The sequence below is a fragment of the Aurantivibrio plasticivorans genome (assembly GCF_055392955.1).
In genome coordinates, this window is record NZ_AP036020.1 from 1,208,541 (window position 1) to 1,230,721 (window position 22,181).

Genomic DNA, 22,181 nt, shown 5'->3' on the forward strand with positions numbered 1-22,181 from the left:
TATGTCGTCTGTACTCAACTGCCCTCCCGGTTTCGGGAGGGCTTTTTTAAGCGTGCCTATACAAAGGTTTTATCCCCAGGCCTCATTTTTGTAACATTTTTTGACTTGCGATCTATCGTAACTCTGGTGCGATAGCAATAAGTTGCGCTGTGAATTTTTTTATCTCTTCCATCGACCAGCGAGTATGTACTCGCTGGTCTTGAGCCGGTTGAAACTCTAGCCCTACACCGGGCCTGTAGGATTGTCGTGGTCGAATAGGACGAGGGGCTAAACTTCCGCCACAATTTGTGCAGACATTGTGGAGATATTGCTCAACACAGTCTTTGCAATAGGTGCATTCGTAACTACATATCATTGCTTCGGTCGAGTGTGCAGGTAAGTCTTTATCGCAAATTTCACAATTGGGTCGCAGAGCTAACACTGTATTTCCTTTTTGATTTCACTGAAACATTTTTAGGCGGAAACTTCATTCTCAAGGAATGCCAAAATTTTTTCTCTCGGGCCCTCCATATATGGCGCGAGCACTGTTTTTAAAGCAGAGACCGTATCTGCCGACGCTGTGCTTGGGTGCCCCGCGTTGAAGGGAGGTCTGGGGTTGTACTCTAGTATTAGTTGAATCCGCTCTGCGGTTGCTTGGCCAAAAAGCTCTCCCACGGCCGTTAACGCCATATCAATACCCGCAGTTACACCCCCGCCAGTAAGCAGGGTTTGTTGGTTGTTTGTGTCTTGTACCACTCGGTCACCCACCACGTCTACTTCAGGAAATTGAGCCAGATATTCTAACCAAGACCAATGACAGGTCGCTTTTCTGCCGCGGAGTAACCCGGCGGCTGCAAAAATCAGCGAACCCGTACAGACCGAACAAAGGGTGTTGGCTGTGCTAGCGAGACGCTTGATTTCGGCCATAAATGCGGGGTTGTGAATGGCATCTGCTGCACCAAATCCGCCAGGTATGCAAAGTAAATCGCAGGAGGGAATGTCGCGCAATGACACGAGATTGGCGAAGTGGAGTCCGTCGAGTTCTAAGGCGGACTCCATGGCGGCAACACGGACAGTAGACTCTGGTGCGCGCATAAACACCTGGTGAGGCCCAGTAAAATCTAGTTGAGTGACGCCGGGATAGAGCGCGATGACCACATCTAGACCAGTCTGTTTAGTTTGATTTTTGGTGTTGTAGACTTGGCTTTGGATGATTTTTTGCGTCATGTTTACTTCCTCGTTTGTGATTGCTCAATGTGACCAGTAAGAGATTACCCTCCTTTTGGGTGGCTTAAATGTCATGTAAACTGCATAAAAAGACATTTTTAGGGGGTTTCTGTGTCGATAAAGCGTATTGGTTTTGTCCTTTTTCCTGGGTTTCAGCTATTAGATGCCACAGGGCCTATTGCTGTATTTGAGGTGGGCGGGCGAATTGTCGAGTACCTTTGCGATCGAGGTTTACGTGCAGAAAGCGGCGGTTATCAAATAGAGTTGCTGTCGGTGTTTGGTGGCTTGGTAGAAAGTTCAGTCGGTGTTGCACTGCCTACCAAGGCGTTTTCTAAATCTGATCAGTTCGATACGTTGGTTGTTGTGGGAGGCGATGGTATTCACCAAACTGACTTTGATTCCCGTGTGCCGGTGTACGTTCAGCAGATGGATGCGCAGGTGCGGCGAACCGCAAGCGTGTGCAGCGGTGCATTTGTGTTAGCAACAGCGGGCTTGTTGGACGGCAGGCAAGCAACCACCCATTGGCGTCGTAGCCGTCTCTTTGCCGAGCAATTTCCCAAAGTAAAGTGTGTGCCAGACAAGATCTTCGTGAATGATGGCAAGTATTGGAGCTCCGCTGGTATCTCTGCGGGCATTGATTTGGCCTTGGCCATGTTGAAGCAAGATTACGGCGAGGAGGTGGCTCAACAGGCTGCACGCGAGATGGTAATTTACTATCAACGGCCGGGAGGGCAATCTCAGTTTTCGACCGTTGCCGAAGTGGCTGGCAGTGGTCATCGCTTTAGTGGGTTGTTGGGATGGATCCGTGAAAACCTTGATCAGCCTCTAAGTGTTGTGGGGCTTGCTGAACAGGTTGCGATGAGCCCGCGTAATTTTGCCCGTCAATTTCGTCGAGTGGTGGGGCTGACTCCCGCAAAGGCCATTGAACAAATTCGTTTAGAAGTCGCTCAGCGGCTCGTTGAAGACAGCGATTTGGCGCTAGGGCGAGTTGCACAACGTGTCGGCTACGGAGACGCTGAACGAATGCGTCGGGCGTTTCAGAGAACACTCGGCATGTCTCCTCAAGCACTCAGGACATCAACCAGGCAGGGTAAGTAAGCGCTTGCATAGTATTGTAATCTAAAGCAGGAAATGGGGCGGTCAGGCAGGCTTTTCGGTGATACGTTCAACCTCAAGCTCGAACTTACCGGGTAGAAGCTTGGTCTCGAAAAGCTTAACGCCGGTGAAGTTCTGTTTTACCTGATCCCAGATCGACTGTTTCTCCGCGAGCGGTGTGGCAAAGCCAAACTGGACACCGGTGAGATCGTCTTCTCCCCACTCACGATCGATGAACCAGTTTGCGGGCGCATCATCAATGGGCGTTTCCTTATCATTCTGCTGGAAAAGGCAGCGGATCCCTTGCTGAAATTTTAACGCCGTAGGCTTGATGTAATATTTGTCGAGGAATTGTAATTTAGGCTCTACCTTATCGCCGTTGAGGATCGCCGCTAGTTGATCTTTCAAAGGCGTAATTTCCGGTCGCAAGTCGCTGTAATGAATAGGCTCTGCTTTGCCAAACATCTCTGAGCCATCGGATTGAAAGCGTAGGATAACCCCTCTATGTTCTTCTGCTAGTTGGCTCCAAGCATAGAAGTTGTCTCCTTTGGCTGTAAAGTCGCAGACGCGCACTCGACGTGCCAGTAGTTTCCATTCTGCCATGGTCTTGTCTAGCGCTTCCTTGCGTTGCTCAATCATTTGCATCATTAAATCGCGCAATACACCTTCGGCTTCTTCCGGGGAACCGAATCGCTCTTCATCCCGCCAGCGTCGTATCGCCGCCATCAATGGAGAGCCGCCTTTTGGTGCTTCTTTGGTGAAAATAAAATTGGTTGCGGTTTTGATTGCGGAGTTGAGTAGCTGCTCTTGATTAAAGCGCAGTGGTGTCGAAATTGTCATCTCAAACGGGTTGTCGATTAGGTGAGACGCGCGCCAGCGCAGGCTGCGGCCCTCTAGCAGTGCTTTGGCCTCCTCGATGGGACAATATTTGAAAAGTACGCCTGAGGTGTTAGCCACAATGTGTCCTTGCTTTGAAGTATGGCGCGACCGGGCCTGTGTCTAATATGCTGAGTGCTGCGACAGTCAACCAATGGCGCATGGGTCGATGAGGCATAAGCTGAAAAACGTTTTGCCTCTTATAGTTATTAGCAACGAATCACCATTTCTTCAACTTTCGCGCCTAACTTTCGTGACGATAAACAGTCGAGTAAATCGCTATTTGAATCATTTCCAATCCGAGGGAGATAGGGTAGCATCGCCCTCCAATTTGGCACTGAAAGTTGGGCGCGCTAGGGGGTCTCAGTGGATTTTACGGGAAAGCATATTTTATCGATTGACCAATTCGAACGCGGCGACATTGAGCGTGTTTTCCAGGTCGCCGACCAAATGAAGCCCTATGCTCATCGGGAGCGGGTGACTCGTGTCCTTGAGGGGGCAATTCTCGGTAATATGTTTTTCGAGGCGAGCACCCGTACCCGGGTTAGCTTCGGCAGCGCTTTTAATCTGCTTGGAGGCAATGTTCGCGAAACAACAGGTATTCAAGTGTCGGCTCTCGCTAAAGGGGAGTCCCTCTACGATACAGCGCGGGTGTTGTCTGGTTACAGTGACGTGATCTGTATGCGACACCCGGAAGAAGGGTCAGTCGCTGAATTTGCCGCAGCAAGCAGAGTGCCTGTCATTAATGGTGGTGATGGTGCAAACGAGCACCCCAGCCAAGCACTTTTAGACCTCTATACGATTGCCAATGAATTAGGTGCGAAGGGTCGGACCATTGATGGTATGCGAATCGCCATGATCGGTGATCTCAAGCATGGCCGGACCGTACATTCGCTGTCAGCGCTGCTAGCCTTGTATAAGAACGTCCACATAACGTTGGTATCGCCTGGCGAGCTTGCCATGCCTGAGCCAATCGTCGAAAAACTCCGCGAAGCAGGGCATGAGGTGGTGATCTCTGACCAGCTTACCGACGGCATTAGTCACGTCGATATCGCCTACTCTACTCGTATTCAAGAAGAACGCTTCCAATCGCAGGAAGAGGCTGACATGTACCGGGGACGCTTTCGTCTCAACCAGTCGGTCTATACCAAGTACTGTGAGCCCAATACCGTCATTATGCATCCACTTCCTAGAGATTCACGGGCGGACGCGAATGAGCTAGATAACGACCTAAATCAAAACCCCAACCTTGCGATTTTCCGACAAACTGATAACGGGGTGCTGGTGAGAATGGCGTTGTTTGCGCTGGTATTAAATGTTGTCGATCAAGTCGACAAACACTCCAAGCCCGTTAGCTGGTACCACGCGAGTCGCTCTGTGCTGTTATAGATGACTGAACGAGCGCTGTTTGCTGCCGTAGGTGTGACGTTAGCCGATAAAACTTTGCACTTTTTCTATCACAGCGATCTGGTCTAGGGGTTTCTCTAAACACCCGTTGGCCTTTACATCCTTACCTAATGCCAATTGCGTCTGGCGGTCTTCACCTGAAATAAAAATGACTGGGATGGGCGCTGTACGAGGGTTAAGCTTTAATGCGCGGCACACGTCGATGCCGCTCATATCGGGCATATGGATGTCTAGCAGAATGATATCTGGGTGAGTGTTGTGGGCGATGTCGATGCAGTCCTCGCCTGAGTTAGTGGATGCCACATGGTATAGCCCTTCAAGTTGTGCTTCGACGAGACGGAGCGTGTCTTCATTATCATCGGCAACCAGCACGGTTTTAGGCATCTCTATTTGCTCGACGGATTGGCGGTTTCGCCCATTGTGTTTGGACTCGTAGAGCAGTTTGTCGGCTTCTTCAATCAGGGTTTCTAGTGTGATGCTGGCAAGTTTAGGTGCGCTAACACCCCCGATGCTCGCCGTAACAACCCCAAACGCGTCTGATTTTTCATGGGTGATTTGCAAGGCCTCGACCGCTGCGCACAATGTTTCTGCAACGTTGGTTGCTCCGTCAACATCTGTGCTCGGTAAGATGGCAACAAACTCTTCGCCTCCATATCGAGCAACCACATCCCCTGGGCGGCTGAGCGCGCCGTCGAGCGCTTTAGCGACAAGCTTGAGACATTCATCCCCCTGTTGATGACCGTAATGGTCGTTATAGGGTTTGAACATGTCCACATCTATCATTAGCAGCGCCAAAGGCTCTTTGTTGCGAGAGCAAATCTCCCATTGTCGAGAGGCGTACTCCTCAAAAGCTCGGCGGTTGAATAGCTCCGTCAGGCTGTCATAAGAACTCAGCAGCTGGAGTTCATGGTTGAGCCTAGCTAGTTGGTTTTGCATATCACAAATGCGGCCAAAGGCGCGCAGTTTGGCATTTAAGATTACTTGGCTGATGGGCTTAGTGAGATAGTCGTCGCCACCCGCATCAATGCCCTCGGCGTAGGACTCATCACTGGTGATGCCCGTTAGAAAGATGATGGGGACCCATCGATCCCCCATGATTTGTCTTAAACGTTGAGTGGTTTCAAACCCATTTAGGCCGGGCATTTCCACGTCCATAATGATTAGGTCAACGTCTTCCTGCTGGACGATGTCTATCGCCTGCTCGCCACTTTCGGCTTCTACGGATTGAAACCCAGAGTGCTTAATATAATTGGCTAATGTGAGGCGAAGGCTGGCGCTGTCTTCTACTAAAAGAATCTTCATCGATAATGGCTGAACCGGGTCAATGTGTTCTATGGCGAGATTAATTTATCTCATCATCTTTAAGTGTAGACGCTAGCGGCGAAGAGTTGCATTAAGTGGTATTTTTTTGCGGAATTCTGTATCTTGGCGGGCTGCTGGAGCCCCCTGTCAAGCCTTTAGGAGGCGGAATGGGGCGCTCGCCAACATTAAGAAAACTAAACCAATTTTTGATCTGCCAGGGCATCTCCTGGTGCTCGATTGAGGCCCAAATATCTCATGAGTCAATTTGACGATATTCGTCCTTATTATGATGAAGAAGTGCGTCCTACGGTGTCGCGCTTGCTATCCAACCCCAATTTTCGAAATGCCATTACACGGCTGACTTTCCCAAAACTTTCCCAAGTGATCCCGTTTCTGGTGCGACCCGTTGTGATGTGGTTTGTGAAACGCCAATTGAAAGACGTGAATGATATTCACGGTATGCAAATGGTGGTCAAATCTCATATGCAACGCATGATGGACCGCACCATGAAGGGGTTTAGTTGCTCTGGTTTGGAAAAGCTCGATACAAACAAGTCGTACTTGTTCGTTAGTAACCACCGCGATATTGCAATGGACCCCGGTTTCGTTCAGTGGGCGTTGCACCATAGTGGACATGATACCCCGCGGCTGGCGATTGGCGATAATCTGTTGACGATGGAATACGCCTCAGACTTAATGCGCTTGAATAAAAGTTTTATCGTGAATCGTTCTGCCACTGGTAATAAAGAAAAGTTTCGTGCTTTAAAGCACCTGTCTGCATACTTACATCATTCCATATGTGAAGAGCATTCGAGCTGTTGGATTGCTCAGCGACAAGGTCGGGCTAAAGATGGTCTTGATCGAACGGAAGCTGCCGTCATAAAAATGTTTGCGATGAATAAACCCAAAGCGCAGACATTTGCGGAGTATATCCGTGAACTGCATATTGTTCCCGTATCGATATCTTATGAATGGGACCCTCTGGATGAAGCAAAAGCATTGGAGCTGTTTACTCAGCAAAATGAGTGCAGTTATCAAAAAGGTGAGCACGAGGATGTCATGAATATCGCGCGCGGCATCGACGGCACCAAAGGGCATGTTCACGTCACCTTTGGAGAAGAAATGTCTGGCGAATTCGATGATGCCGACGCATTCGCGGCGGAGCTTGATAGACAGATTATTACTAATTATGTGTTGCAGCCGACAAATTGTATTGCTTACCGTTCGATCTATGGTCGTGATCCTGATGTGCTAGTCGGGACAAACCGACGGCCATACAATGCAGATGATTACAAAACTGATGCGCATATTTTCAGTGAAAGACTACGCGCTATGGATCCCAAATTGCGCCACATTGTTAGACAGATGTATGCTAACCCAGTTGTAAGCATGTTAGAGTATCAAGAGGTTGGTGATTCAAATTAGCACCTTAACCCAGGGGCCGAGTTGTCCCGTTTAAACCGAACAGGTTTTCTTTCATGCTGGCCCCAGAACTCAAGCAGACTATTCAAGCCGCCTATACGCAGTTTTTGCAAACTCGCGATTTGAAAGCGCGACTCGGCCAAAAAAAAATGATAGCCGAAATCGCAAAAACCCTTGGTGGTATTGAACTTGATGATGAAGGTCAACGTACCTCCGGTGGTCATGTGTGTGTGATCGAAGCTGGTACGGGCACTGGTAAAACGGTCGGCTATTTTCTAGCCGCGACTCCCATTGCAAAAGCAATGAAAAAGCACTTGGTTGTCTCTACGGCGACGGTCGCACTGCAAGAACAAATTGTCTATAAAGATATTCCAGATCTTCGCGACGCAGCCGGGTTGGATTTTTCAATTGCCCTGGCTAAAGGGCGAGGGCGCTACGTATGCCTAGCAAAGCTCGATCGGCAGCTAAATGAATTTGAGGGCCCGGAGGGCTTGCCGTTGGGCATTCCTACGGAAGAGCAAGCCCGAGGCGACGAACAAACGGTTCAAATTTACCATTCCATGATGGATGCGCTGGCAAAAAATGAATGGGACGGCGATAGAGACAACTGGCACGAGGTGCTGGATGAAAATCAATGGCGTCCGGTAACAACTAATCATCGTCAGTGTACGGGTCGTCGTTGCTCATTTGTTTCGCAATGCAGTTTTTTTAAATCGCGAGAGCTTATTAGTGGTGTGGACTGCATTGTCACCAATCATGATCTTGTGCTGTCAGATCTTGCCCTCGGCGGTGGGGCAATTCTTCCTCCACCGGAAGATACCATCTACATTTTTGATGAAGGCCATCATCTTGCGGACAAGGCTTTGAACCATTTTTCTCAATATAGTCGCTTAGAAGCCACGAGAAAGTGGTTGGACGAAATTCAACAAAGTTTAGATTTGGCGCACCAACAAATAGGCGAGGCCAGCGGAGTTAGCCGTTGCCTAGAGCAGCTACCGGAGACGTTGCAGGCCTGTAAACTAAGTTTAACCGACTTGGAGCCACTGTTAATCGATTGCTTAGAGTCCGAGCCAGAAGACGGTGATGTTCGGCGCTTTCGATTTGCGCACGGCATTATTCCCACCACCATTAGCGAGCTGGCGGCAGATACGTCTCAGACATTTGGGCGACTGGTCGATCAACTGAATAATTTATCAAATCTTGTATCGGATGATATCGAAGACCGTATGGGTCCCGTGCCGGTTGTCGACTTGGAGAGTTGGTTTCAAGTTATAGGCACATGGCTAGCACGCGCTGAGGCGAACCTCGCACTGTGGCTGAGCTATGCCAATAATGATATTGGTGATGTGCCTGAAGCGCGCTGGATCGAAAAAATTGAATCTTCCGTTGTCAACGACATCGCCATTTCTTCAAGCCCCATTTTGGCATCAGCAACCTTGGAAGACCTACTCTGGTCGCGATGCTGTGGTGCTGTTGTGACATCGGCGACTTTAACTGCACTCGGGAAATTTGATCGTCTGCAAATGCGTAGTGGTACTCCAGCGGATAGTCATTATGAAATCGTGCATAGTCCATTTGACTACAATAATGCGCTATTACAAATTCCTTCCAATGCGGCTGATGCGGGTCAAGCACAGGTGCATACCGATGCGTTAATTGATGAGCTTCCAGAATTGTTGAACCCTAGTGAAGGTTCATTGGTTTTATTTTCATCGCGCCGTCAAATGTTGGAAGTATTTGATAACTTGCCAACGGAGTGGAGGCAACGGATTTTGTTGCAAGATGATCGCTCTAAGCAGCAAACTATCTCTGAACATAAACGTCGAATAGACGAAGGTGAGGGCAGTGTTATTTTTGGTTTGGCAAGCTTTGCTGAAGGTGTTGATTTGCCCGGCCGCTATTGCCAGCATGTTGTCGTAGCAAAAATACCATTCTCTGTTCCAAATGATCCTATTGAAGAGGCGTTATCGGAATGGATCAAAGACCGTGGAGGCAACCCATTTATGGAAATTGCTGTTCCCGATGCGTCGCTGAAACTTATTCAGGCATGCGGGCGCTTGATTCGTTCAGAATCAGATAGTGGTACGATTACGATTTTCGATCAACGTCTGCTGACCAAGCGTTACGGTAGTGCCATCTTAAACTCGCTACCGCCTTTTCGGCGTGGCGAGCGATGACCTTCAATGCTTGAAGTAGCTGTCCCAAAGTTTTTCAAACTCTGATTGATATTCTTTGATTAATAGCGAGTCATTAATCACCAAAATATTTTCTTCATTGTTTTTCGTCGCACTGCGGGTCCAATTAAAGCTACCCGTTGCTAACCAAGTGTTATCAAAAATGGCAAACTTGTGATGCATGTGATTCGACGAGTCATCCTTCGCCAGCTTAATACCTGCGGCGGTTAGTTCCTCGATGTCACTTCCCATGTCTTCGGATTTGTCGTTGTCTGTCAAAATGCGAATGTTCACCCCACGCGAATGAGCTTTAATAATCGATTCGCTTAGAATGTTGTCGGAAATGGTGAAAACACAGATGTCGATGTGAAGCTGCGCTTGATGGATAAGGTCGAGTAATTTGTTGCGGCAGCTCTCCCCTGGGCTGAAATGAGCACTGCGGATCAACTCCCCGTTGGTTTGTGCCTGAGTGACAATCTTCATCAATTGTTCCAGCCAGCGTAGTGTTGCTAAGCAATCCGTATCACTTTGTTGTCGAGTAGCCTGTAATAGTTGAGTGCGGGCAACATCAAAAGCGCGGTTACGTAGAAAACTGAGTTTTTCATTATCCAGTTGTTGGGCTAACGCTTGGAGTTCACTTTTTTCGGGATTACTGAGGTTGGCGTCGGCTAGCACACTGTGTAGCTGCTCGTTGATTGCTTGTAACTTGGTCAAGTCAGTTCCCAATGATGACGAGAATTATTGTTGTGGCTCCATCGTATCGCAATATGCTTGATAGATCATTTGTACATCATCTTCAGCTCGGTGATGATTGTATTCGTCAGAATGCACGAGTCGCTCAAAGTGGATATTGTAATCGCGGACTTTATCTTCTGGGATGACTTCAGACAGCGGATGGATATGAAAGGTTTGATGAACGCCGGTGCTTTGAAACAGGGTTTGTAGCCAGCCGTAGTCCCAGCTTGCTGCGTCGCTGTAGAGTATCCCGTCGGTGCCATCCATGACACCATTGAGTTCATTGGCAACTTGGTATGCATCAAGGCCTTCTTCCTGAAGTTGATTGCGCGAAATCCCGTGGATTTCTTCGGCATGATCGTCCCAGAATGTCCAAGACTCTGATGGCTTAATTAGCCAACAGTGAACCTCTCCATCAATGAGAACGCCGATTTCTATTGGGTATGAATCTGGGTGTAAACCACTGGCTTCGACGTCGATGATCTTGATACTACTCATTAAACTACTGTCCGTTGGAACTCATTCCTTTAAGTATGGCCCACTTAGATGATATTTCTATGGCAGGAGGTATTAAAGGGCCTTTCTTACCGTTCAAGGGGGATTGAGGCCACCTCACGTGCGGGCGCAAGAGTACTACTGCTGGGTTGCGATGGTCTAGCATGGGGTCGTCAAGTTGAGTAAAAATACGGTTTTTTGACTTCTCGTTTGCGTGTAAAATCATCGCCCTTTGGTATCAGCGTGTTCGCTGATACATTGAAACCGGTATTTTCAACAAGAATAGGAATGATCCATGGGCCGCGCTTATCAGAACCGTAAAGACTCAATGGCCAAAACTTCAGACATGAAGGCTAAGGTATACAGTAAATACGGCCGTGAAATATACATGTGTGCAAAATCCGGCGGTGTTGAACCGGACGGTAACCTTGCCCTCCGCAACCTAATTGACCGGGCGAAGAAGGATCAAGTTCCCACCCACGTTATCGATAAGGCTATCGATAAAGCCAAAGGTGGTGGCGGTGAAGATTTTGCTTTAGCGCGTTACGAAGGATTTGGCCCAGGGAATTGCATGGTGATTGTCGATTGTTTGACCGATAACCCCAATCGTACCTTCGGCGATGTGCGCACCTGCTTTAATAAAGCTAAAGCGAAAATTGGCGCCCAGGGCAGTGTCGCGCATATGTTTGATCACTGTGCGATCCTCGCATTCAAAAGTGAAGATGAAGAGGGTGCATTAGAAGCTCTAATGGAAGCAGATGTTGATGTCACTGATATCGAAAACGAAGAGGGTATGATTACCGTCTTTGCACCGCATACCGAATACAATAAGGCCAAGCAAGCGCTGATAGAGGTGTTCGGAAATGACGGCGACATGGAGTTTGAAGTCGATGCTATTCAATTTATTCCGCAAACATCTACCTCGCTTGAGGGCGAAGATGTGGAGATGTTTGAAAAATTTGTTGATGCACTCAACTTTTTAGATGACGTTCAAAATGTCTATCACAATGTCGAATAATTTTTGATTGATAATCTTCGAAGAAAGCGCTGTCTTGAAACACAGCGCTTTTTTTGCCTGCTTCTTTTGCCTATTCGCTGTCACATAATAGTGCAGTCTTGAATCTAATCGTTGGTTTTGCACTAGATCTAAGCGTGCCATTATGTTGGCATCGAACGTGATTGACTCTCTATAAAGTTCGCGCTAACGTCGAAAAGACGTATGAACATTTCCACCGCGAAGCCTTCCACCTTTTTTGAAGGAGCAGAGCATGTCTGGTTATACACCGATTCCTCAAGTAACTCAGTCAGGTCAATCCAATATTGGCGCATTGTTTTACGCAAGTGCGCAATCAAACCGACAGCGAATAGCATTGGTGGATGGCGAAAAACGTTACACCTATGGCGAGCTGGACGAGCGAAGTAATCGTCTCGCTAATTACTTTTTATCCAAGGGATTACGCTCTCAAGATCGAGTAGCACTTTTGGCAAACAATTGTTCTGAGTGTTACGAAGTGTTTCTTGCCGCGGCGAAAGTCGGCGTGATTGTTGCCGCATTAAATTGGCGCTTGGGTGATAGAGAATTGAATCATTGTGTCTCTCTAGTCGAGCCGTCATTAATCATTACCAGCGAGGATCTTGCTAGCAACATAGATCGCATAGACGCGGGTGCACCGTCTACCCTCATTATTGGTGGCGATTATGAAGCACAATTAGGCGCAAGTGATGCAGTATTTCCGGATTTGCACATTGATCCAGAAGCAGGGCTGGTAATTCTCTATACCAGCGGGACTACCGGCTTGCCTAAAGGTGCATTGATTAGTCACCGAGCGATGATTGCTAGAGGTTTGCAGTTCAGTTCGTTCTTAAATATTCCTGATGGCGATACCTTCGTAGCGTGGACACCGCTTTATCACATGGTTGCGGTTGATCAAGGTTTGGCTCACTTATTGGTTGGCAGCACAATTTATGTTGTGGATGGCTTTCAGCTGCCGAAACTAGTCGAGATTTTACAACACCATTCGATGAGTTGGTTCGTCATGGTGCCAGGGATGGTCGGTTTGTGTATCGGTCATCTAAAAAAACTCAATATAAAACCTAAAGGAGTTGGTTGTATTGGTGCTATGGCAGATCTTATTCCGAGAGCAGAGATCGCTGCTGCTACTGAGTTTTTTGATGCTCCGTTTGTGAATTCATTTGGTGCGACAGAAACCGGTTTGGCGCCAGCTACCGGCAACTATGTCGCAATTGGTGAAGCGCCAGAACGTCTTCCCAAACGTCAATCAACTTTTGCTGATATTCGCTTGGTGGACGGGAGTGACAATGAGGTGCCTGTGGGCACGCCTGGCGAGGTGTCCATTGCCGGCCCTACCTTATTTAGTGGGTATTGGAACAACAACGAAGCCAATGAAAGTGATTTTCGGGGTGGGCGTTTCCATATGGGAGACGTCATGCGTCGTAACGCCGATGGTACGTTAGAGTATGTCGATCGCGTTAAATACATGATCAAATCTGGAGGGGAGAATATTTATCCCGCAGAAATAGAATCGGTCATGACCTTAGACGAACGTATAGAAACAGCGATTGTTGTGCGTAAGCTAGATGAGAAGTGGGGCGAAATTCCGGTTATGTTCATTGTGCGCAGAGACGAAAGCCTAACAGACACAGATATTTTATCCCTATGTGAAAAAGAGTTGTCCCGATACAAGCGTCCGAAAGAAATCTATTTCATTAGCGATGATGATATTCCCCGCTCGACCACGGGTAAAATTCAGCGGCATGAATTAGAGGCAAGGTTATAGTGTTGAGCGTTTTATTCTGAATACCGCCTAATGAATGCTTGTATCGCTATCATCGATGACATGCGGTTCTAAAAATAAATGTATCTGGCGTTTACCAATAAACTGCACTTCACCGTGATAACGTTTTTCCCCGGTCACGGTAAACTCGAATGTGAATCGCTGGGCAAGGCGTAATCCGTTGCCCCCAGACCACGTTGGCTTAGCTCCGCCCAGGGCGACGGTGCCATCTAAAAATTGCACACCCATTTGCTGGCAATGTCGTTTGGCGGCGGCATTGGCTAGGTCTTTCACGGCTAAGGCATGCATCCATACCCAGACTACACCGGCAATCACCAGAACAAGAAGAATTTCTGAAAGCATATTGGCTCACTATCTAGTAGGATGAGCTTTATAACAATTTTTAGGCGCAATTAGTACCGGTGCCGTACGGTTTAACATTGAATAATCGGACTTCGACTATGACTTCTTCCCTTCGAGCTCGAGGAGAGCTAACGCTAAAAGGCTTTGGCTGGCGACTACTTTTCTGCTTTGTGTTGGTGTTACTTTCCTATAACCCTACCGGTTACTCATTGGTTCATTGGATCTATAACAGCATCAAAGCAAGTGAATTCGGCCCATGGCAAGCACTCTGCGGGGTGATAGCGCTCGGCGGCTGGTCTGTAGTGGTGGTAGCAACATGGCGAGCCCTCGATCGTTTCGGCACTGTGCTAGTCACTCTCGCCTTAGGAGCTATTGTTTGGGTGCTCGTTGATATAGGTTTGGTTACCGCAAAAACCTTTTCGGCAGTATCGTGGATTATTCTCATATGCTTGGCAATAACCCTGGCGATTGGCATGTGTTGGGCACACATTTGGAGAAAGATTACTGGGCAAGTTACCGTCGATGAAGTTGAGGGCTAGTCAATAATTCGAAAGCCATCAAGCATAAGAAAAAGGCACGTCGATGAATACAGTCGCGAAAAACAGTCTTGCTGTAGTCAGCGGTATACTGATTTGGGGGATAGTTAACTTCGCTTCGCTCGCATTGCTGGCGATTGGTTGGCCAGAACTTGGCGACGTTGGGAAAGCGGCACAATCTAGCGGTGACTACAGCCAGTTTACCTTGACGATGCTTATCATCTTTTTGCTAATGTGGTTGTGGGTTAATGTAGCAGCCGGTTGGTTGACGGCATTAATTGCTAAACACTCGTTACCCGTGTGGGTTGTGGTCGGCCTATTGTCATTGTTTGCCCTCTATAATCACCTGTTTGTCTATTGGGATAATTTACCGAATTGGTACAACATTGCAGTTATCGTAATTTTTCCTCCTTCTATTTTAGCGGGTGGCTTATTGGCTAAAATAAACAGTAGGTAGACCATTGGCTCTTAAACCCACAATTTACAAAACCCATATTGACTTATCCGATATGGATCGGGAAGTCTACAATTCGTTTAATCTAACGCTTGCACAACATCCATCCGAAACGATTGAGCGAATGATGGTGCGTGTTATTGCATATTGTTTAAATGCACACGATGGTTTGCAATTTACAAAGGGCTTGAGCACACCCGATGAGCCGGATATTTGGTTAAAGGCCAATGATGGTTTAATGACATTGTGGATCGATGTTGGCGAGCCGCTTCCAGAGCGAATTAAAAAAGCCACTCGTGTTGCGACATCGGTGAAAATATACACCTTCAACTCCAAGTCCGATGTCTGGTGGAATCAAAATAAAAAGGACTTCTCTGCACTCGATGTGGATGTGTGGCAACTGCAATGGGGCGAGGTAAAAAAACTAGCGGAGATGGTCGAGCGAACCATGGATTTTGCTGTGACAGTCACGGAAAGAACTATCTACATCTCATCTAAAAATCACCAGGTATCACTCGCGTTAGTTAAGTTGCTCTAAATTCATCCGCATCGTTGTTGGGCGGTTGGGGTGCAAGAGTGATTCCGCTTGAATGTTGACCTCCAAGCGCTCTTAATTCTTCAGGTTTGCGTCTCGTAGAAGCTAGCCTTGATGTAAGAAACGAATAGAGTTGCTTAACCCAAGACTGTTAATGACTCGAAGAAATTGCTCATCTAGCGATGCGGTTAAAATCAGCTCGACTCCTGATATAGGGTGTTTACATTTCATTTCTACACAGGTGAGTAATAGGCGGTGAGAATCATAACGGGATTGAAAAAATCGATTGTGTACCCCTTTGCCGTGTTTTGCATCGCCAATGATTGGGTGCGCGATGTGTTTCATATGGCGGCGGATTTGGTGTTTTCGTCCCGTCTTCGGCAAACATTCTACTAAGGAATAGCGAGTCTGCGGATAGCGCTCGACAAACTCTGGAATCTCTACGGTCGCGAGGGTCTTATATTCAGTGATGGCATCTTGAGGCGGTTTATCTTTTTGGGCACGCTTGTCGGCAATTTTATCGAGTTCTTCTTTAAGTGGATGATCTATGACTCCATAGTCTGGCGTGTAACCCCTTACGACTGCAATGTAGCGTTTGAATACTCGATTTTCGGCGAACTGACTTGATAGCTTTCGGGCCGTTTCAGGCGACAGGGCGAACACAAGAACACCTGATGTGGGTTTGTCTAAGCGGTGGACCGGATAAACACGTTGTCCAATTTGATCCCTAACTTTTTGTAGAGCAAACTCCGTTTCGTGGCGGTCGATCATGCTTCGGTGAACCAGTAGTCCGCTTGGCTTGTTCACCGCAACTAACGCATCGTCTTGATAAATTATTTCCAAGTTAGTCATTGAATGGAAAGTAAACTCTCGAAGGTTATGTGCCAGTTTATGAATGCGCCCTGCGCCAGTATGGCCAATCATGCCCTGTGCCAGTATGGCCAATTATAGTGCCGCACTGTAACATGTTTTCTCTAGCTAGCCGTAGTTAGAGAAACAATCTGAGTTTTGAGTCTGCGCATATAAAAATAATGTTAATGAAGGGGAGATTCGTCATGTTCATTTCAAATATTAAGAAGCTGATTGTTGCCAGCGGAATGCTTGCAGCACAACTGGGTCACACGGCTGATACTGATCCATCTCGCGTCATTGTATTCGGCGATAGCTTATCCGACGGCGGTTTCTATTCTGCTATTTTGCCCTATCCTGCCGGGCAAAGTTTTACGACTAACCCTGACCCTGTTGCCCCTGAGGTATTTGCTGCTCAGTTGGGCTTACCCTTAGCCCCAGTGTATGGAGAGGGTGGTACAAACTTTGCGATAGGTGGCGCGCGGGTAACGTTGCCAAATGCTATTGCGGTGCCGATTACGTCGCAAATCGATGGCTTTATAGCCAACGGTGGCCAGTTTGGTGACAACGATGTTGTCTATATACAAGGTGGGGGGAATGATGTTTTTGCGTTTGCCGCTGGTGGCGGGGTAGATCCAACTATTGTCTCGACGGCGGCAGTCGAGTTGGCGGACCAAGTTGCTAGGTTGCAAGATGCGGGGGCAAAGCGCATTGTGACATTGGCAATTCAGAGTGGTGGCGCAGCGGTGTTCCAAGGGTTCAATCAGGTATATAAAGATCGTTTAGTGGCAAACCAAGTTAACGCTCTATTTTTTGATACGGATGCGCTTTTCAATGAGTTGGTAATCGATGCGGCGGCATTCGGATATACCAATATCCTCGACCCAGCTTGTGGCGCTGTTGACTCTCTTGATTGTGGGCCTGCGGATTATGTAACTCCCGATGCGAACGAAACGCACATTCAAGCAGACGATGTTCACCCTGCGGGCAAAACGCAACGTATTCAGGGGCAAGCAATCGCAAGCCTTATGATTTCGCCCGAACAAATTGGCCAACTAAGTTATGCGGCGCAATCGTTGTTCCAGAGTCAAAGTCAATTGAATCGATCTCAAATTCGTCGCGCGTCGTATCGAAGTGCTCAAGATACCGCAGTGTTTATCAACGTGGGTAATCACCAATTTGATAATGGCAATACATTACAGGTGACGTCGCTGGAAGAGGACAGCGTGTTGTTGAGTGCCGGAGTAGATTATTTGCTGGCTGCAGATACTCATGCTGGGGTGGCGATTGGCTTAAGCGATGGCGATGGTGAATTTACTAATAATCGTGGTGACTATAACGTCGACAGCTTTTCGACAATGTTTTATGTGAATGGTCGCAACAACAACCTCGCGTTAGGCGCGGAGCTTTTATACGGTGTTGCTAACTACGAGGATTTGACGCGCAGTGTGCAACTTGGCCCTGTGATTCGGCAACACGTTGGCGATACTGAGGCGAGTGTTTTCGGACTCAGTGCTCATGCAGGGTATGAGTTGGGCCTTGGCTCGACTTGGTTTTTTGTTCCTCGCATTGGCTTAGATTTTCAGTCTATTGACATTGATGGTTATAGTGAAAGTGATAGCTTGTCTACGGGCGCTACCTTTGGCAGTCAAAAGCTGAAAAGCCTTAATGTGCAGTTGGGTATGAGTGTGCAAGCGCTTTTCACGGACAGTTTTCAACTCTATGCAGATTTACAGCTTAACAATGAGTTAAAAGATGATGAGCGTCGGATTTCAGTAACGCCTAATGGCGCGCCCATTAGTTATCGAAGTGCGCTTTATATTGCTGATGATCAGTATCTGACGGCAGAATTTGGTGGTGCTTTCAGTCTTGGCAAATCCATCGCACTGAATGCCGGAGTGCGGTCTGTTAGTGGTCGTGATGATACGAGCGCGACCCTTTACTTTGTTGGTGCGGAGTATAATTTTTAACTATCTTTATCCCACCCGTAAACCAGAAGCCAAGCAATAGTGCTTGGCTTTTTTGTTGGGCAAAGTCATGGTAGTTTAGCCTTCACTTTGGGCTATGCTCATTACCCTTCTTTTTCTGACCAGTGTTTATCTATTCTTATCAAGGTGCTTTATATGCTAAAAATTTATGGGTTTCCTCTCAGTAACTATTACAACATGGTGAAAGTCGCCTTGCTAGAAAAAGGCCTAGAGTTTGAAGAGGTGTTGGTGAAACCAAGTCAGGAAGCCGACTTTTTGGCTAAGAGCCCAATGGGAAAAGTCCCTTTTATCGAAACCGACCAGGGCTTTATCAGTGAGACATCTGTGATTTTTGAATACTTGGAAGAGCTTGGCCAAGGCACAGCATTGTATCCCGCTGACAATTACCAGCGCGCTAAAGTGAGGGAGTTGATAAAAGAAATTGAGCTATACATTGAACTACCTGCCAGAACGTTGTATCCCGAAGTGTTTTTTGGTGGATCGGTAAGCCAAGAGGTGAAGGACAGTGCAAAGGCCAAGTTGGTTAAAGGTGTTCGCTGTCTAGAGCGCAACGGTGCTTTTGATCCGTTTGTGGCCGGTGATTCGCTGACCTATGCCGATATTATGTTTATGTATTCTGTTAATTTGGCCTCTGTGTGCAGTCGAAAAGCGCTTGGCTTTAGTCTTCTGGGTGACTTTCCGAAGGCTAAGTCACTGGCTGATTTATTGTCACAGCGTGACTCGGCGAAAGCTATTGCGGCTTCGCAAAAAAGTTAGAGTCAACGTAATCAGTTGGCCCCTAACACCGGTCGCACCTTAAGACGAAAGTCTTCACTCTTGGTCACTCATTGTCTGAATTGACTGCGATTGAGGTAATGGATGCTAGAGATCCCAGTCCTCATGGCGGCGGCGATTATGCGAAGAGGGTGTTGTATTCCGTTTAGTGTCAAAACAAACCGCGAGCGTGCATATGGGCTTTAAATGTCTCGCTGGAAAATTAAACCTTAAAAATATTTTCTAAAATATCTGGGCGCATGAGATAAGTTTTTGTAAGCTATGGGATGCTTAACTGTCTCGTTCTAAACGCTAGCAATTTCTATACATAACCATAAATAGAGGTGATAAATGTCTGCCCCGGAATCTAATTACGACACAATACTCTACTCGGTAGAAGAAAATATTCTGACGATTACGCTTCATCGGCCAGACCGCCTCAATGCCTGGAACTTGCAGATGTACCGCGAATTGGTAGATGCCTTTGATCGTTCTGATGCTGATGACGATGTTCGCGCAGTCATTATTACCGGAGCAGGAAAAGGTTTTTGCGCTGGCGCAGACCTTTCAAAAGGCTCCGAAACCTTTGAGGGGCATGCGGCAAATATTGCAGCAGAAAAACGGGGCGATGAGGGTGGTGAGTTGTCGCGCCGTATATACCGCAGCTTGAAGCCTGTTATCGTCGCGTTCAATGGTCCTGCAGTTGGCGTCGGCTTGACGTTCCCCTGCGCTGCCGATATTCGCATGGCAGCAAAGGACATCAAAATGGGCTTTGTTTTTTCGGGGCGCGGTATTGTCCCTGAGGCGTGTTCATCGTGGTTTTTACCACGCTTGGTTGGCATCAGTAAGGCTTTAGAGTGGTGTTACTCTGGGCGCGTATTCAAATCAGAAGAAGCCCTAGAGGCGGGTTTGGTTCGAAGCCTCCATGAGCCTGAAGATCTGATTCCAGCTGCGCGCTCGCTAGCGAAAGAAATGACGGAGAACAGCTCGCCTATTTCCTGCACTGTGTTGCGTCATATGTTGTGGAGAATGCTCGGCGCTAGCGACCCTATAGAGGCTCACCGGTTGGATACTAAAGGAATTGATATTCTAGGTGTCTCGCCGGATGCGAAAGAAGGTATAACGGCATTCGTTGAGAAGCGTAAGCCAAATTTCCCCGGCAAGGTAAGTCAGGATCTACCAGATTATTTCCCGTGGTGGCAAGAACCTGAATTCTAATAAGGATTACAGCGAATAACAGCAATAGTTATTCGCTGTATTTTTAAAGTTTTAACAATGAGCGGCGCTGTTCTTCAGAGAGCATGCCTATGAGCGGCAAAATCTTTTTTATGCCTGCTTGAATGAGTTGTGTATCTATCGTGTCGTCGTTTTGTACGATTTTTTTCAATAATTCATCCACTGAAATATCAGTAATCGGTTTTTTCGTCGACGAGACATTTTGTAGTTTAAGTAGTTGAACTTCACCACGACCAATGTTCTTGGCATTCTCAAGTGCTTTCTCTGCTGTTTGAAGCACGGCCTCTGGGGTGGACTGCACTCCCTTGGCGACGGCTGCAATGCCGACCGACAAAGTCAGTTCCACGGTCTGGTCGCCGAGGGTGAGCTTGCCGGCGCGAATATGTTGACAGAGTCGTTTTGCCAGCTGTACGACGCCCTCTGTTTTTGCCATCGGCAAAATGGTCACAAATTTTGCAAATTGGTAACGGCCGAAGCTGTCCTCGCGACGAATAGCTTTAGACAATGTCTTGGCGACATGCTGAATAATTTTTTCGCCGGTTTGTTTACTTATCTTGGGTGCAAGGTCGCGGAAGTTGTCGAGCTCAAAAACAACGACGGCGAGATTTTGTTTGTGACGATTAATAAAGGAAATGTCTTTAGCTAGCTTGTCGTCAATGCCTTTACGATTGAGCGTGTTGGTAAGCAGGTCTATCTCAACACTCTTCTGTAACTGTTCTTTGTCTTTATAGTAGTTAGCGTGGGCGTCTGCCCGAGCAATAATTTCGGTAGATTTGAAAGGCTTGCCTATAAAATCCGTCGCACCAATTTCAAACACTTCGCGTTTAACAGATTCCTCTTCCGCGGCGCCGGTGATGACAATAACAGGTAAGCCCCTTAAGCGATCATTGTCCGACTGTCGAATGCGCTGGATCAGGCCATAGCCATCAAGGTTGGGCATTCCGAGGTCAGTAAAAAGAACTTGAACGGTGTCGTCGGTCGTGAGTTGCTGCCAGGCATCTTCGCCATCTTCAGCGAGCAATAAGTCGAATTGCGTACCTAAAATCTTAGTAGCGGTTTTGCGGACTAACTTTGAATCGTCTGCCACGAGCACTTTGGCTTTTTTTGCTTCAGCGGGGTTGCCCGCCTGCGTGTGGTCGTTAGATTCTGATGGTGACGAGTCGGCCATGACGCATTGCTCTTGGATTCTTGATCGGATTTAAAGGAAAAGAGTATACCCAGGATTGTGAGGCAGGCCACAATATCCAACCGACAAACAGTCCCAATGGCTGGCTTGGGGTTCCCAGTGGTGATGAAAATGACTAGCTCGACGGAGCTGGTTTCGATATCGGAGAGCTATTACGTCGACGCCATTTCATGACTTGTTGTTCACAGGCTTGCGATGTCAGAGGCCATGTCTTTAGCCAGTTACCTAGTGAGTTCTTTAGGGGCCGCTCCGCATGTAATCTGATGCACGCGAGCGATTGTTATTAACGATAGTTTTTCTTACATACGACTAAAAAGGCGCCGCTAGGCTAGGTGAGTGGTGGCATGTGTGAGAGTAGAGTAGTTACTATGTTAGTTTCTTTTAGACACTTAAATACAAAGGTATATAAGCGCGGTTGTCATTGGCTATTTACCGTGTTGTTTGTACATCCATTTAAACAACAACGTTTTAGTGAACCATGCTACACGTAGAAAAAATGACACATTGAATATTTTTCATTGATCTATTTAAAACAGGACACCAAATTTCCGAAACCGCGTAGATGGATTCTCACATTTAACAAGTTTGCCGTTTTGCATATAAATAGTTTCTTAGGGCCAATCTTTTTCAGCGCTAGTTAAAAATAGACTTCGAAATGAGTGGCTTGAGCTATTGTGCTGAGTGATCTTGGCGCTAATCGAAGATCCGGTGTGTTACGACCCTAAAGCTGGCGCGGCCTGCCGTGAGTTGCAGTTGCTTTCGCTGTTTCAGCGT

Annotated in this window: 21 protein-coding genes; 12 read left to right on the top strand and 9 right to left on the bottom strand. The window is 47.4% G+C overall.

The window, feature by feature from the left end; all coding sequences use genetic code 11:
- Positions 1-112: 112 nt before the first annotated feature.
- Both ACZ5NB_RS05305 and ACZ5NB_RS05310 read right to left on the bottom strand, forming a co-directional pair.
- Positions 113-421, bottom strand: coding sequence for a DUF1272 domain-containing protein (locus ACZ5NB_RS05305; protein ID WP_460231968.1), 309 nt, complete (start codon positions 419-421; stop codon positions 113-115).
- A gap of 32 nt (positions 422-453) precedes the next feature.
- Positions 454-1,206 (bottom strand): DJ-1/PfpI family protein, encoded by a 753-nt coding sequence (locus tag ACZ5NB_RS05310; RefSeq protein ID WP_460231969.1) that lies wholly within the window; start codon positions 1,204-1,206, stop codon positions 454-456.
- A gap of 111 nt (positions 1,207-1,317) precedes the next feature.
- Between ACZ5NB_RS05310 and ACZ5NB_RS05315 the strand changes: the two genes are divergently transcribed.
- Positions 1,318-2,304 carry a GlxA family transcriptional regulator gene (locus ACZ5NB_RS05315; RefSeq protein ID WP_460231970.1) on the top strand — a complete coding sequence of 329 codons (987 nt, stop codon included), beginning with the start codon at positions 1,318-1,320 and terminating at the stop codon, positions 2,302-2,304.
- 42 nt (positions 2,305-2,346) lie between these two features.
- Here the strand turns inward: ACZ5NB_RS05315 and ACZ5NB_RS05320 are convergent, their stop codons facing one another.
- Positions 2,347-3,258, bottom strand: a complete 912-nt coding sequence (locus ACZ5NB_RS05320) for a hypothetical protein (RefSeq protein WP_460231971.1) — start codon at positions 3,256-3,258, stop codon at positions 2,347-2,349.
- Between the two features lie 285 nt (positions 3,259-3,543).
- Between ACZ5NB_RS05320 and ACZ5NB_RS05325 the strand changes: the two genes are divergently transcribed.
- The gene (locus tag ACZ5NB_RS05325) at positions 3,544-4,566 is read left to right on the top strand and encodes an aspartate carbamoyltransferase (RefSeq protein ID WP_460231972.1); all 1,023 of its coding nucleotides are present in this window, start codon (positions 3,544-3,546) and stop codon (positions 4,564-4,566) included.
- Between the two features lie 39 nt (positions 4,567-4,605).
- Here the strand turns inward: ACZ5NB_RS05325 and ACZ5NB_RS05330 are convergent, their stop codons facing one another.
- Positions 4,606-5,886 (bottom strand): response regulator, encoded by a 1,281-nt coding sequence (locus ACZ5NB_RS05330; protein ID WP_460231973.1) that lies wholly within the window; start codon positions 5,884-5,886, stop codon positions 4,606-4,608.
- Positions 5,887-6,141: 255 nt separating this feature from the next.
- On the opposite strand from ACZ5NB_RS05330, the gene ACZ5NB_RS05335 reads away from it, so the two are divergent.
- Positions 6,142-7,311 (top strand): 1-acyl-sn-glycerol-3-phosphate acyltransferase, encoded by a 1,170-nt coding sequence (locus ACZ5NB_RS05335; protein ID WP_460231974.1) that lies wholly within the window; start codon positions 6,142-6,144, stop codon positions 7,309-7,311.
- A gap of 53 nt (positions 7,312-7,364) precedes the next feature.
- Positions 7,365-9,485: an ATP-dependent DNA helicase DinG gene (dinG, locus tag ACZ5NB_RS05340; protein ID WP_460231975.1), complete on the top strand. Its 2,121-nt coding sequence runs from the start codon at positions 7,365-7,367 to the stop codon at positions 9,483-9,485.
- Positions 9,486-9,488: 3 nt separating this feature from the next.
- Here dinG and ACZ5NB_RS05345 read toward each other — a convergent pair whose 3' ends face one another.
- Together ACZ5NB_RS05345 and ACZ5NB_RS05350 are read right to left on the bottom strand one after the other, a co-directional pair.
- The gene (locus ACZ5NB_RS05345; RefSeq protein WP_460231976.1) at positions 9,489-10,196 is read right to left on the bottom strand and encodes a phospholipase D-like domain-containing protein; all 708 of its coding nucleotides are present in this window, start codon (positions 10,194-10,196) and stop codon (positions 9,489-9,491) included.
- A 24-nt stretch (positions 10,197-10,220) separates the two neighbouring features.
- Positions 10,221-10,715 carry a 3'-5' exonuclease gene (locus ACZ5NB_RS05350; RefSeq protein WP_460231977.1) on the bottom strand — a complete coding sequence of 165 codons (495 nt, stop codon included), beginning with the start codon at positions 10,713-10,715 and terminating at the stop codon, positions 10,221-10,223.
- Between the two features lie 292 nt (positions 10,716-11,007).
- Between ACZ5NB_RS05350 and ACZ5NB_RS05355 the strand changes: the two genes are divergently transcribed.
- Together ACZ5NB_RS05355 and ACZ5NB_RS05360 are read left to right on the top strand one after the other, a co-directional pair.
- Positions 11,008-11,730, top strand: coding sequence for a YebC/PmpR family DNA-binding transcriptional regulator (locus ACZ5NB_RS05355; RefSeq protein WP_460231978.1), 723 nt, complete (start codon positions 11,008-11,010; stop codon positions 11,728-11,730).
- A gap of 250 nt (positions 11,731-11,980) precedes the next feature.
- Positions 11,981-13,510 (top strand): class I adenylate-forming enzyme family protein, encoded by a 1,530-nt coding sequence (locus ACZ5NB_RS05360; protein ID WP_460231979.1) that lies wholly within the window; start codon positions 11,981-11,983, stop codon positions 13,508-13,510.
- A gap of 27 nt (positions 13,511-13,537) precedes the next feature.
- Here the strand turns inward: ACZ5NB_RS05360 and ACZ5NB_RS05365 are convergent, their stop codons facing one another.
- On the bottom strand, positions 13,538-13,870 hold the full coding sequence (locus ACZ5NB_RS05365) for a DUF3301 domain-containing protein (RefSeq protein ID WP_460231980.1): 333 nt from the start codon (positions 13,868-13,870) through the stop codon (positions 13,538-13,540).
- A gap of 98 nt (positions 13,871-13,968) precedes the next feature.
- On the opposite strand from ACZ5NB_RS05365, the gene ACZ5NB_RS05370 reads away from it, so the two are divergent.
- The 3 genes from ACZ5NB_RS05370 to ACZ5NB_RS05380 are packed head-to-tail and all read left to right on the top strand — an operon-like array spanning position 13,969 to position 15,398.
- Positions 13,969-14,409, top strand: coding sequence for a DUF6524 family protein (locus tag ACZ5NB_RS05370; RefSeq protein ID WP_460231981.1), 441 nt, complete (start codon positions 13,969-13,971; stop codon positions 14,407-14,409).
- A 43-nt stretch (positions 14,410-14,452) separates the two neighbouring features.
- On the top strand, positions 14,453-14,863 hold the full coding sequence (locus ACZ5NB_RS05375) for a hypothetical protein (RefSeq protein WP_460231982.1): 411 nt from the start codon (positions 14,453-14,455) through the stop codon (positions 14,861-14,863).
- A 4-nt stretch (positions 14,864-14,867) separates the two neighbouring features.
- A complete protein-coding gene (locus ACZ5NB_RS05380; protein ID WP_460231983.1) occupies positions 14,868-15,398 on the top strand; it encodes a YaeQ family protein in 531 nt (176 codons plus the stop codon).
- 102 nt (positions 15,399-15,500) lie between these two features.
- On the opposite strand, the gene truC is transcribed toward ACZ5NB_RS05380, so the two are convergent.
- Entirely contained in the window at positions 15,501-16,319 is an 819-nt protein-coding gene (truC, locus tag ACZ5NB_RS05385) for a tRNA pseudouridine(65) synthase TruC (RefSeq protein WP_460231984.1), read from the bottom strand.
- 131 nt (positions 16,320-16,450) lie between these two features.
- On the opposite strand from truC, the gene ACZ5NB_RS05390 reads away from it, so the two are divergent.
- From ACZ5NB_RS05390 to ACZ5NB_RS05400, 3 genes are all read left to right on the top strand, one after another.
- On the top strand, positions 16,451-18,214 hold the full coding sequence (locus tag ACZ5NB_RS05390) for an autotransporter outer membrane beta-barrel domain-containing protein (RefSeq protein ID WP_460231985.1): 1,764 nt from the start codon (positions 16,451-16,453) through the stop codon (positions 18,212-18,214).
- A gap of 153 nt (positions 18,215-18,367) precedes the next feature.
- Positions 18,368-18,988, top strand: coding sequence for a glutathione S-transferase family protein (locus ACZ5NB_RS05395; protein WP_460231986.1), 621 nt, complete (start codon positions 18,368-18,370; stop codon positions 18,986-18,988).
- A 348-nt stretch (positions 18,989-19,336) separates the two neighbouring features.
- Positions 19,337-20,203 carry a crotonase/enoyl-CoA hydratase family protein gene (locus tag ACZ5NB_RS05400; RefSeq protein WP_464107858.1) on the top strand — a complete coding sequence of 289 codons (867 nt, stop codon included), beginning with the start codon at positions 19,337-19,339 and terminating at the stop codon, positions 20,201-20,203.
- A 43-nt stretch (positions 20,204-20,246) separates the two neighbouring features.
- Here ACZ5NB_RS05400 and ACZ5NB_RS05405 read toward each other — a convergent pair whose 3' ends face one another.
- A complete protein-coding gene (locus ACZ5NB_RS05405; protein WP_460237949.1) occupies positions 20,247-21,389 on the bottom strand; it encodes a GGDEF domain-containing response regulator in 1,143 nt (380 codons plus the stop codon).
- Between the last annotated feature and the right edge of the window lie 792 nt (positions 21,390-22,181).